This window comes from Alteribacter populi (assembly GCF_002352765.1).
Classification (GTDB): Bacteria; Bacillota; Bacilli; order Bacillales; family Salisediminibacteriaceae; genus Alteribacter; species Alteribacter populi.
Map to the genome: position 1 here is coordinate 2,636,417 of NZ_KZ293963.1, position 12,346 is coordinate 2,648,762.

The following is a 12,346-nucleotide window of genomic DNA, read 5'->3' on the forward strand; positions in this document are numbered from 1 at the left end:
TTTTTGTTGGTGACTTCTCTTTGTATTAAGTTAAGCTTGTCTTTTTGTTGATGATTCCTCTTTGTTTTGAATTAAGCTTGCCTTTTGTTCAATTAATTCGCTTTTGTGTAGAAATACTTTTCTTTTGTGTTGAATCAATCTGCTTTTCTGTAGAATGATTCCTCTTTTGTGTAGAATTCATTTTTGCTTCTAGAATGGCCTCTCTTTTTGTTGGTGACTTCTCTTTGTTTTGAATTAAGCTTGTCTTTTTGTTCAATTAATCTGCTTTTGTGTTGAAATACTTCTCTTTTGTGTTGAATTATTCTGCTTTTCTGTAGAATAGTTCCTCTTTTTTGTTGGTTACTTCTCTTTGTTTTGAATTAAGCTTGCTTTTTGTTCAATTAATCCTCTTTTGTGTAGAATTCATTTTTGCTTCTTTAGAATGACCTCTCTTTTTGTTGGTGATTCCTCTTTGTTTTGAGTTAAGCTTGCCTTTTGTTCAATTATTTCGCTTTTGTGTAGAAATACTTCTCTTTTGTGTAGAATTAATCTGCTTTTGTGTAGAATAGTTCCTCTTTTGTGTTGAATTCATTTTTGCTTCTCTAGAATGGCCTCTCTTTTTGTTGGTTACTTCTCTTTGTTTTGAATTAAGCTTGCCTTTTGTTCAATTAATTCGCTTTTGTGTAGAAATACTTCTCTTTTGTGTAGAATTCGTTTTCTTTTGTGTAGAATTCGTTTTCTTTTGTGTAGAATCCATTTTCCATGTTCGTTTCTGAAATTATGTTTTGTACAATTCGGGTCTGCGGTCTTCATAGATGGTCATTTTCTCGCGGATGGTATCGACTTCGGCGAGATCTGCTTCTCCGCGGAGAATGCATTCTTCTTGATCGTTGGCTTCGGCGATGATTTTTCCCCATGGGTCGATGATGATGGAGTGGCCGCCGAATTCGTTGTTTGGATCTGCTCCGACGCGGTTGCAGGCCATTACGTAGCATTGATTTTCAATGGCGCGGCTAATGAGTAGTGCTCGCCAGTGGTCGATGCGGGGCTTGGGCCATTCTGCGACTACAAATAACAGCTTACTGTCACTTAACATGTGCGTGCGAATCCATTCTGGGAATCGGATGTCATAGCAGATTACGCCGGCGCACTTTTGATTGTCGAGTTCAAATAATCCATCTGTATTGCCTTCATTTAGGTACTTCTCTTCGTTCATAAGTCGGAACAAATGGGCTTTGCTGTATTCTTTTACAAGTGCGCCATTGCGGTCGACAACGAGCATCGTGTTGGTCACACCGTCATCTGCTTGTTTTGCCACAGATCCGGCTACGACATTGACTTGATACTGTTTAGCTAGTGCAGAGATAAAGGTAATCGAACTTTTGGCATCGCGGTCAGCGATGTCATCGAGCCGTGTTAAATCATAGCCTGTTGTCCACAGCTCAGGGAGGACAACCACATCTGTTTCCTGTTTACATGCTTCTTGAAAATAGTGTTCCACTTTATTTCGGTTTGCCTCTGGATCTCCGAAAGCGATATCTATTTGAATTAGTGCGGCTTTCAATTTCATAGGTAAACTCCTTTTATTTGCGTGTTGTGATCAAGAGTATAAGATTTATGTTAAAATTTCAAGTATTACGTCAATTTAATTGGAGTGAACGGGATGCATAAATTTGAACGATCTGAATCTTTAAAGAGGCTGCCCGAGCAGTTTTTTGCCCGGTTGGCTCAACAAGTCCAGGAGCTGAAGAGCCAAGGATATGACTTAATCAACTTAGGCCAAGGGAATCCTGATCTTCCTACACCTGGTCATATTGTGGATGAGTTGAAAAAATCAGCTGATAATCCTTTGTATCATAAGTATTCCCCTTTTACAGGTTATCGCTTTTTAAAGGAAGCGGTTGCGGAGTTTTACAAGCGTGAGCACGATGTTGATTTAGATCCGGATACTGAAGTTGCTGTTTTATTTGGTGCGAAAACAGGACTTGTTGAAATCAGCGAGTGTTTACTTAATGCGGGGGATGTAGCATTGCTCCCGGACCCAGGGTATCCTGATTACATGTCCGGGATTGCGCTCGCCAATGCAGATACTGCTTTGATGCCTCTTCTTGAGGAGAATGATTTTTTACCTGACTATGGGAAAATCAATGCGGAAACGCTTGACCGTGCTAAGTTACTTTTCTTAAATTACCCTAACAATCCGACTTCAGCAACGGCGAGTAGTTCTTTTTTTGACGAGACAGTGGATGTGGCTAAGAAGCATAATATTTGCGTTGTGCATGACTTTGCCTATGGCGCAATTGGCTTTGATGGGGAGAAACCGCGGAGCTTTTTACAGTCAGAAGGTGCAAAGGACGTTGGCGTTGAAATGTATACCTTGTCTAAAACCTACAACATGGCGGGGTGGCGCGTCGGATTTGCTGTTGGGAACGCATCTGTGATTGAAAGCTTGAATCTCATTCAGGACCACCTTTATGTAAGTTTGTTTGGCGCGATTCAGCAAGCGGCAGCAAAGGCGTTAACTGGTGACCAGAGCGCGGTTCACGATCTTGTAGTGACGTATGAAAAAAGGCGGGATACATTCATTGGTGCGCTAAATAATATCGGCTGGAAGGTTCCTTCCTCAAAAGGGACTTTCTTTGTCTGGCTTCCCGTGCCAAAAGGGTACACTTCTGAAGAATTTGCCGACTTATTGTTGGACAAAGCGCGCGTAGTAACAGCTCCAGGCAACGGATTTGGTGCCAGCGGCGAAGGGTATTTGCGCGTGGGATTGCTTGCGAGCGAGGAACGTTTGCTCGAAGCGGTACGGCGGATTGATCAATTGCAGTTGTTTGACTGAGAATGAAAGGTGCAGCGATTGGAGTGGTCGCTGCTTTTTTATACTTAAAATTTCATTACTACAATAACAATGATTTTTTCCCACACAAAAGAACCTTCACCTCTGGCACTTCAACTCTCTGTTCCGACGTCTTCTTCAGGTGAAGTGATGAGATCGTCTTCGGTGGTATCATCAGTGCCGTTGTGGCGTTCGAAATAATTCTCGGTCATTTTCTCTTCATTATCTGTTAGTTCGATGTCATGTCTGAAGAAGGCCATGAATGCGAAGACAATGATGAGAAAAATAAAGGATCCGTATTTTCTTAGGCGTTTATTCATTGTTGTTTTCCTCCTCTCCATCGAACAAGCTGTTTTGCTCTGGTTCTTCTTCCTTCTCTTTTTCCGGGTCACTGGCTTCCCATTTTCCACCACGGCGAGGGTCAGCGCCACCGTAAATGATATTGTTGTTGTAATCGATAATCATTGCTTGGATTCCGCCGAAGAACATGTCACTTGAATCTTCTTGGACAATCCACCCTTCCATTTCATTATTGCTGTTTAACCTGTTTTCGAGTTCAGCCTGCCAATTTGTTGGAAATTTGTAGTCTACAAAAACACCGATTTCACCGGTTCGATCGATTCGGTCATCAAAATGAAATCTCGGTTGTTCAATTGCGGATTTAAATCCAAAGTCAAATAATTGATTTTGAATCATCGTTTGTGCCAGCATATTCGGAATTCGTGCTCCACCTGGCGATCCTAAACCAATGACACCTAAGTCTTCTTTGACCAAAATCGAAGGCGCCATAAAACTACGAGGCCGTTTTCCTGGCTCATAACGGTTAATCGACTCCGGAGATTGGTTAAAGTTGCTTAATTGGTCATTTAAGAAGAAGCCCGCGTGGTATTGACCGGATCCAAAGAAGTTACTTAGCGTATGCGTGACAGAAATCATTCGTCCTTCTTTGTCCACCACGACGAAATGACTCGTGTTGTTATGGTCATTTTCTATTGCAGGAGCGTCATCTTCCATTTGTTCGGCGATTACGCCGTCCAAAGCATCAGCTGCCATTTCCTGTGCGTACTCCTCTGAGGTGATTCGGTTAAGGTTATCCTGAAATGGACTTTCCCACTCTGTTCCTTGGTGAAAGTCGGGATCTGCAATAAATTGAAGTCGGTCATTATAAGCTTCAATTTGGAGCCTTGTCATGAGTTCTGTGTAGGTGACATACCACGCTTCATCGCTTGCGGCACTTTCTCTTATTTCCTCTAAGTTAAGATGTTCTGCTGCTTGCAAGAGTTGGATAAATGTCGGCCCAGCTAAAGGAGCTGGTGCACTATAGACACTAAAGCCTTGAAATTCTCCCATTTCTGGCTCTGGCTGTTTAACTTCGTATTGCTGGAAATCACTTACTAATAGTCCAGGATAGCGCGCTTCCATTGCCGGTGCCAACTGCTCTAAGAAATATTCACGCGGGCCTATGTTTTGTATCGTGCGTAACGTTTCAGCAAGCTCTGTTTGGACGAGAACTTCTCCGGATTGAATCGTTTCTGGCCCATTATAATAGTGTGGAATTTCGGCAGGATTCATACGGTATTGAGCATGGTGAAACCTGCCTGCTAAATAACGATCAACTTCAAATCCTTCCTCAGCTACATCAATTGCCGGCTGTAAAAGCTCTGCGAAGCTGAAGTTTCCAGTGGCGTATTGATCATACATCGTCGACATGCCGATTAAAAAACCAGGTATCCCAAAAGCACTGCCGTATTGTTCTTTTGTTGCGATATTGAAAGGGGCGGTTTCTCGGTAGTCGATATAACTCGGCACTGAACTTATTTGAGGATCAAAATAAAGAAGCGACCCGCCACCTCCGATACCCGATCCATATGGTTCGACGACGTTAAGCATAAAAGACACGGCAATAAAGGCGTCAGCCGCATTGCCGCCTTCTTTTAAAATGGTCATTCCTGCATCCACCGCTAAAGGGTGAGCGGCGCTAATTCCGTAGGCTTCTGTTCCAACTGCAATTTCCTCTTCCGACAATTCGACGTCTTCTTGAAGTCCTTCTTCTTGAGGAAATTCAATTTCATTAAAGGCTGCAATTAAAAAGAAAATAATTAAAATGGTTCCGATAATGTTCGTCACTCTACGTAGGCGCATCGACTCACTCCTTTCTTAATAAACAGGTTCTGGAAAAAAGTTTACGCTCGACTCTTTTACCTAACCATCAATTTCAAGGTAAAGCGTTCCACCTTCTCTCCACGTATTTACGTCATCATCTAGCCCCTTTGTCAAGGTTCGAAAAATCCGCTGTTGCTGGATTATGCTGAATGGTTTAATGGCCGGAAGCGGGGTCGCTTCACGAATGATCATTGGGGAAAATTCTAGTCGTTTTCGACCGTCTTCAAACAATTTAAACTGTGTAATCAAAGCATCTGTTGTTCTCGACCAACCTTGATCTGATATGAAATTTCCGACACTGTACAAAACGGGCGTATCGTTATAAATTTCAATCGGACTGATTACATGGGGGTAGTGACCGACGATTAAATCCGCTCCTAAGTCAACTAGATAGTGAGCGAGTTCTCTTTGCCTTGAGAACATGGAGCTGTTGAAGTTTTCACCCCAATGGGCATGAACGATAACAAAATCGGCCTGTTCCTCCGCGACTCGAACCGCCTCATAAACATCAGCCAATCTTCGGGTCGTAAGCACTCCTGATCGATCCTGGTCTACTGCATGGTTTGGGGCATAAACATCGGTAAATCCGATTGTCGCCACCGTCACTCCGTTTGCCTCTTGAATTGATGGAGCCATCGCTTGCTCTGTATTCACACCTGCTCCGACGTAATCTATCTCACCTTCATATTCATCAAAAACGTTTAACGTATTGCGAAAACCGAGGTAATTATAGTCAAACTGATTGTTATTGGCTAAGTTCATGTTTGTAAAGCCCTGGTCAACCAGTGCCTGGACACTTTCATATGACGTCGAAAAGTTAATTGGCTTGTTCTCGTTTTCTGTCATGTTTTCGAGGGAATCTCCATTCACATCTTCCATCGATTCTGGTGGCACATCGATAATTGTTTGCTTAAAATTCCCACTCACATATTCTGAAGCTTGAAAATAAGGTTTAGTGAATTCGAACAAAGCATCGAAACCTTTTCGTTTCGTCACTTCCTCCACGTGTCGACCAAGCATAATGTCACCTACTACCGTTCCGGTAAAAATAGCGTCCTCGTCTTTTTTTACATCAGGTACTTGGGCAAAGCTTACGAAATGGCCTGCTGCTAGTAAGAGTGTCAAAGCGAGAAGAAACACAAAGGCATGCTTGTCCACTTTTGCTTTATGTTTTTTTGTTAAGGCTAGCAGTTTTTCTTTATTTGTTAAGTATCGTTTTGACATAAACAACCCGCCTTAAAGCATGTAGTAAATCGTCATAATTAAAAAGGTTAAACCGCTTAAAACCATCGTGCTTGTTACTGTAATATAAACCCCTTGCTTTTCAAACGAGTTAGCGATAAGTCCAGGGACAATAACCCCAATCCCACGCAATTCATAAATTTCAAAGGGGAATACGGGGTAAAAATAGTCAAATGCCAACTTCATAACAACACCGGTTAACAGCATGGCTGCAAATTTTCGGCGGCCATAAAGAATTGTGAAACGCGAAAAAACATGGACTACTAAAAAATAAATAGCACAGCTAATAAAAAAGATCGACATTAAGAAAAATGGCTGATCAAAAATGAGTGCTAAATAACCAGGTACGATAATTCCAGCTGGTAAGGCCCCTGCTTTTTCTGCATAAATTAAACTGAGTACAATTCCGACAACTAAGGTGATATATAAATCGGCTCCAAACAATGGGCGTACCCCCTTTTTCTATGATGCATGCTCTTCGTGTTGTTCCGCTTGGATGCGTTCGACAAGAGGTTCAGCAGCACCGTGAATATTACCTACACCAAAAATCGATGAGCGATTCATACGTTCCCTAAGAGCAGCGTAAATCTCATCGGTTCCTTTTCCTTCTAAGTTTACAAAGTCATCAGCTTCAATCGTTCCATCCTGGTAAGCTTGCTCAATGGGGGACGTTAAGTCACCAATGACAACAAGAGTACCGATATCAAGGTTAGGTAATACGTCCCGTGCAAACTGTTCCGAGCGCTCAACTCGATCTTTTCGACAGTTCATAATTACAATCGGATGCTCTGCTGGAAAGCCGAGTTCTTTCACTCGTTTCCAAATGTTTAAAGTTGAGGAAGGATCATTGGCTGCGAATCCATTGAAAAAATAGGAAGGCTGATCAATATCACCCATTTTCAGAATTCGCATGGCACCGGGATCTGGTGGGGCATTTAGCATCCCTTTTAACGCCGTATCTCGCTTTATATCAAGAGCTTCGGCAACCGCTAAAGGTAGAGCAGCATTATCCGGAAACATCATATAATCAAATTTGCGTAAATAATCTTCACTCACTTGAGAAGCATCAGCAACAATCACTTCTGTGTTCCGGTTTGCTGCTATTTCGTGAAAAAAGTCTTTATAAGGACCGTCATTAATAATAAGGTGACCGTTATAAGGAATAGTTGCAGTGAATGATTGCGCTACATCATCAATTGTCGGCCCTAAGACGTCCATGTGATCTTCTAATACATTAACAATGACACCAATATTTGCTTGGAGCATAATGTCTTGAAATACTTTTTGATAATCAGGATTAACGGCCATACACTCGCTGACGAGCACTTTTGTTCCCTCTTCAGAGACTCGTTTCATTACTTTCAGCTGCTCACGAATATTCGGGCCTTCAGGGTCGCGAATGATCGGGTCTTCCCGGTCGTTATAAATCATCCTTGCTTGAGTCCCCGTCGTTTTGCCGATGGTTTTATATCCCGCTTCCACCATAATGCCAGTGATGAGCCTTGTGACAGTTGATTTCCCCCTCACACCGTTTATATTTATACGAATCGGAATATTATCGACATGACGCTGGTGTCTTTTCCGCTCCATGACACCTAATATAAATAAAAGCACGCAAGAGATAGGAATTAATAACATCTTGTGCTCCTCCCCAGCCTAATAATCATCAATGTTAGTATGTCCAAAACTTTACTAGTCTAAAATGAATTATTTCATGCAAGTTGAATTTTCGACACTGCAAAAAAGGCGGATGTAAAGGGACTAAAGATTTACTTTTAACGACAAATGAGTACAAATTTTCGCTAAATTGTTTGTTTATATTACATTTTTTACAGAGTCTTTAATGTTATATAACCAATCCTCAAATAGTATTGTAGGGCTGTGTAACCTCTTGTAAACTTACTAATGTAAAAATAAATCAACAAAGAGTTTATGGGGAGAGGGAAAAGAAATGAAAAAGGTTGTATTAAGTGTAGTTTTAGCAGGCGGGCTTTTCGTAACGCCAACGATCGCAGACGCTGCTTTAGGAGATCAAACGTTACGTGAAGGCATGAGACATGGAGATGTTGAAGAGTTACAAGAGTTTTTACGTTCTGAAGGATATTTCACATTTCATACATCAACGGGGTACTTTGGAGAAATCACTCGATCAGCAGTACGTGATTATCAACGTGATTCAGGGATCGCAGTCGATGGCATTGCTGGTCCTCAAACATTTAGTTCAATGGGTGTAACTGGTGCAACAGCATCTTCCGGATCTGGTGACTGGATTACATATGAGAGTACTTTACGTCAAGGCGCACGAGGAGCAAGTGTACGTAACTTACAAGATGCGTTAAATTCTGTAGGACATAGTGCTGGATCTACAGATGGCATTTTTGGACCTAAAACAGCAGATGCGGTACGTAGCTTCCAACGCGCGGAAGGAATTGCAGTGGACGGTATTGCTGGTCCTCAAACATATCGTGCGTTAAATGGAAATTCTGTTGTAAAATCTGAATCAACATCAAGCAACAATAATAGCTCTAGTGGGTCTTCTAGCAGCAGCAGTGTGGACAGCTTGATTTCTACAGCGCAAAGCTTAACAGGAACACCTTACGTGTGGGGTGGGACAAGCCCATCTGGATTTGACTGCAGTGGGTTCTTACAATATGTCTTTAATCAAAACGGTAAAAGCATTCCACGTACAGTAGCTAGCATCCACAGCGCAAGCACATCCGTTTCTTCACCACAACGCGGTGACATTGTATTTTTTGAAACTTATACTTCAGGTCCATCTCACGCAGGGATCTACTTAGGAAATGGTCAGTTTATCCATTCAGGATCTTCTACAGGTGTAACAGTTTCTGACAAGAACACTTCTTACTGGAGCCAGCGCTACCTTGGCGCAGGGCGCATGTAAGTTATCAACCTTAAAGTGCGTGTTCAAAAAGGAGCATAAAAAGAGCCGAGTAGGTCGAGGCGGCGAAGTTTTCGAGCACCAGAGCGTATGGTTTTAATACGTGAGGAGCGAGAAACAAGCCAACGAAGAGATACGACAGCTATTTGTAGCGGACTTTTTGAACATCCATTAAAATAAACACAACTAATTTCCTACTTATAACTTACCCTTACAATAAAGCTAATAATACAGATTTATCGGGCACCCTTGGACAAAAAGGGTGCCCTTTTTTAAGAGTTCAGAAGTCCACATTTCAATGTCTAGCTCCAGACGCCTTGCGCTTTTCTTTAATGGGAGAAGAATAAAGATAAGGTCCGTAAAACCTCTCTAGATTTTTAATATAAACGGAAGAGCTGTAAGAAAATATGCTTTGGTGAATGAGAAGGGGTCGCTTTGAAGAGAGAGGATTCGAGCTTTTTGTGGGAAAGGGGTTGAGCTCAAGTTTAAGAGAAGTACTCGAGCTCACCCCGCATTAATAAAATCGATTAATGCAATCGTTTTGCGCCTAAATAGCGTGAATTCCAATAGTTTGTATTCAAATTGGCAATGGTGACGCCAGTTGATGATCCACTATGGATAAATTGATTGTTTCCAATGTATATTCCGTTATGTGAAGGGCCTGATGTATAGGTTTCGAAAAAAACGACATCACCCACTTTTGGAGTGCTTACACTTTTACCAAAATTGTACTGTTGTGCGGCTGTTCTAGGTACATTTTTACCATTCTGTTTAAAGACGTATTGAATAAATCCACTACAGTCAAAACCGGATGGAGATACGCCTCCCCAAACGTAAGGGACGCCAATATAGTTAGAAGCATCAGCAATCAGGTTCATGACTTCAAAGCTTCCTGACGAGGAGCCACTACCCGCGTCTTCTTTATGGATACTTGAAACTTCTTCTAATTTATCTCTTGTAGCCTTTGTGGCAATACCGTCTGCTACGAGATTCCACTGTTTCTGAAATTTCTTCACGGACTCTTTAGTAATCGATCCGTAATAGCCTGTAGGTGTTACATTAAATAAACCTAGCGTTTTCAACTGATTTTGAAGCTCTGTTACGGCTCCGCCCTCTGACCCGACCATTAAAGTGCTACCGGAGTTCGAGTTGGAAGAGTCGCCGCTGTTACCAGATGAGCCTGAGTTCCCACTACCGCTTGTGCCATTCCAGCTTTTTAATGCTTTAAAGGTTTGTGGACCCGCAATGCCATCAACTTGAATAGCTGCTTCTTTTTGAAACTTTCTTACAGCGTCTCTTGTCTTCGTGCCATAGATGTTTGTCACACTATGATCGTAAAATCCATGCTTTTTCAGATGCTCTTGTAATGCACCGACTGACGTGTTGCGGTCATTAAAGCGTAGAATTCCGCTAGAAGGAAGCGATGAGCTTGAGTTGCCGGATGAGGATTCATTTCCTGAACTTGAAGATTCAGAAGATGACGGTGTTTCCGGACTATGCTTTTTACTGTTTCCTTCATTTATACGCCCGATCGTTTGTGGTCCGGCGATACCATCAATTTGAAGCGAATGTGCTTTTTGATAGGCCGTGACAGCTTCTTTTGTTTGTGAACCGAAATTGCCGGTTGGTGAAGCAGAGAGGTATCCGAGATCATTTAATTTTTCCTGGAGCAAGGTAACAGCATTTCCTGAAGTACCTTGACGCAGCAAATGAGTATCGGGAACCGCTTTGCTATTACTATCTGAGGAGCCGTCATTGGATGACTCTGAGCTAGCATTGCCATCTTTCAGTGCTCCGAATGTTTTCGGACCAGCAATACCATCAGCTGTGAGTCCATTCGCTTTTTGAAAGTCAGTAACGGCTTTTCTAGTAATTTCAAGATAGTTTCCTGTTGCCGTGTGATAATCAAAGAATCCTTTTTCCTTCAACGTCTCCTGAAGTGCTTTTACATCGTCATTGCTCATTCCAAAATGTAACGTTCTTTCCCCAAACGATGCTTCAGTAGATGCTGGAGAGGCAAATACTACTCCTGCAACAGCCACGGATGCGGTTACGACCGCTTTTTTCGACGACAATACTGACATCTTTTCACCCGCCTCTTTTCTTTGACCATTTCCCAGTCATAAATTGGCTAAATTTGGTCGATTATCTGTAATTTTATTTTACTCTGATAGATTAAGAGATTCAACTAGTTTTGTACTTTATAGTAAACAATTTAAATTATTGATTTAAGCACTAGTTATTTGTTATTTATTTACAATGTTTTTTAGGGTGAGGGGAATGATTGAGTGAGGATGTTTTTGGACGTGTAAGGCCTTTTATTAAGGCTGTCTGCGAGTTTCGCTTTGAATCTGTATTCGTCGGAGTATTCGTGAAAAACAGCTTTAGCTCCCGTCACATGCTTTATAGTCTCAAGGATGGTTACCTTTTGAGAAGTTAGCTGTCCGTTAATACTATCTGACCTTTTAAATAGGCTGTTTGTGACAAGATAAGATGAACGTCTCGAATTTGCTACAGGCTGACTCTTTCACCTGAGGGCACAAGTGAGACATCGGTTCTTCCTTCACTTCGTTCGATTTGTAATTAAAATAGGGATTGCTGAATAACTCTAGAACTCAAATACAAAGGGTGCTTCCATGGCTTCGCTTTCCGCAGGCAACGCTTCAGCCTCCTCATTCGCAAAAGGCGTGCTCACTGCGGGGTCTTCTGCTGCTCCTGCGGTTCCTCGTCGCAAGAATACCATTGTTGCTTTTCCTGAGGGAGTCTCCGCCATTGCAGCAGCACCCTTGGCTCCCACATGTGTATCTCAAAATCAAGTGCAAGGCTTTTAGCAAAAGAAGAGTTATTTCCTTGCAGATTCTCTCCATGAGAAAGAGCATATCCCCTTGCCATGTAGGCGTATGCTACTTTTCAGCAGCCTCTAAAATATAGGAGGGATTAAATCGATAATCGCCCCTAAGGTGTAAAAGTACCTTTTAATTTATTTTTATAACGCTCCAGTTTTTCGATTTTTTTTAAAGTTATAAAAGAACAAATTGTAGCAATTATAAGCATCCACTCATGTTCTTCTCCTCTATTGTCAATAATTTGCTTCAGAATGATCTCTCCTTACTTTATTTTTTTCTAATTCCAATTTTATCAAATTATTAAAGGTCCATAATATGTTGTTTTCCCCTTAATTCAAAACACATTGTTCACCCTCCAATTTCACCCATATCAAGCATCCG

Annotated in this window: 10 protein-coding genes; 2 read left to right on the forward strand and 8 right to left on the reverse strand. The window is 41.8% G+C overall.

Annotation, left to right across the window (positions count from 1 at the left end; genetic code table 11):
* Window positions 1–757: 757 nt before the first annotated feature.
* Window positions 758–1,549 (reverse strand): carbon-nitrogen family hydrolase, encoded by a 792-nt coding sequence (locus CDZ94_RS12545; RefSeq protein ID WP_096437529.1) that lies wholly within the window; start codon window positions 1,547–1,549, stop codon window positions 758–760.
* A 93-nt stretch (window positions 1,550–1,642) separates the two neighbouring features.
* On the opposite strand from CDZ94_RS12545, the gene CDZ94_RS12550 reads away from it, so the two are divergent.
* Window positions 1,643–2,818 carry a pyridoxal phosphate-dependent aminotransferase gene (locus CDZ94_RS12550; RefSeq protein ID WP_096437531.1) on the forward strand — a complete coding sequence of 392 codons (1,176 nt, stop codon included), beginning with the start codon at window positions 1,643–1,645 and terminating at the stop codon, window positions 2,816–2,818.
* A 110-nt stretch (window positions 2,819–2,928) separates the two neighbouring features.
* Here CDZ94_RS12550 and CDZ94_RS12555 read toward each other — a convergent pair whose 3' ends face one another.
* The 5 genes from CDZ94_RS12555 to pgsB are packed head-to-tail and all read right to left on the reverse strand — an operon-like array spanning window position 2,929 to window position 7,858.
* Window positions 2,929–3,135: a hypothetical protein gene (locus CDZ94_RS12555; RefSeq protein WP_096437533.1), complete on the reverse strand. Its 207-nt coding sequence runs from the start codon at window positions 3,133–3,135 to the stop codon at window positions 2,929–2,931.
* Window positions 3,128–4,957 carry a gamma-glutamyltransferase family protein gene (locus tag CDZ94_RS12560; protein ID WP_096437535.1) on the reverse strand — a complete coding sequence of 610 codons (1,830 nt, stop codon included), beginning with the start codon at window positions 4,955–4,957 and terminating at the stop codon, window positions 3,128–3,130. The genes CDZ94_RS12555 and CDZ94_RS12560 overlap by 8 nt, the downstream gene beginning before the upstream one ends.
* Before the next feature lie 60 nt (window positions 4,958–5,017).
* Window positions 5,018–6,202 (reverse strand): CapA family protein, encoded by a 1,185-nt coding sequence (locus tag CDZ94_RS12565; RefSeq protein WP_096437537.1) that lies wholly within the window; start codon window positions 6,200–6,202, stop codon window positions 5,018–5,020.
* Window positions 6,203–6,214: 12 nt separating this feature from the next.
* A complete protein-coding gene (gene pgsC, locus CDZ94_RS12570) occupies window positions 6,215–6,664 on the reverse strand; it encodes a poly-gamma-glutamate biosynthesis protein PgsC (protein ID WP_096437539.1) in 450 nt (149 codons plus the stop codon).
* Window positions 6,665–6,682: 18 nt separating this feature from the next.
* Window positions 6,683–7,858, reverse strand: a complete 1,176-nt coding sequence (gene pgsB / locus CDZ94_RS12575) for a poly-gamma-glutamate synthase PgsB (protein WP_096437541.1) — start codon at window positions 7,856–7,858, stop codon at window positions 6,683–6,685.
* Between the two features lie 313 nt (window positions 7,859–8,171).
* On the opposite strand from pgsB, the gene CDZ94_RS12580 reads away from it, so the two are divergent.
* Window positions 8,172–9,122 (forward strand): C40 family peptidase, encoded by a 951-nt coding sequence (locus CDZ94_RS12580; protein ID WP_096437543.1) that lies wholly within the window; start codon window positions 8,172–8,174, stop codon window positions 9,120–9,122.
* 524 nt (window positions 9,123–9,646) lie between these two features.
* Here CDZ94_RS12580 and CDZ94_RS12585 read toward each other — a convergent pair.
* The gene (locus CDZ94_RS12585; RefSeq protein WP_096437545.1) at window positions 9,647–11,203 is read right to left on the reverse strand and encodes a C40 family peptidase; all 1,557 of its coding nucleotides are present in this window, start codon (window positions 11,201–11,203) and stop codon (window positions 9,647–9,649) included.
* Window positions 11,204–11,727: 524 nt separating this feature from the next.
* Window positions 11,728–11,892: a hypothetical protein gene (locus CDZ94_RS21380; protein WP_157812091.1), complete on the reverse strand. Its 165-nt coding sequence runs from the start codon at window positions 11,890–11,892 to the stop codon at window positions 11,728–11,730.
* Window positions 11,893–12,346: the final 454 nt, after the last annotated feature.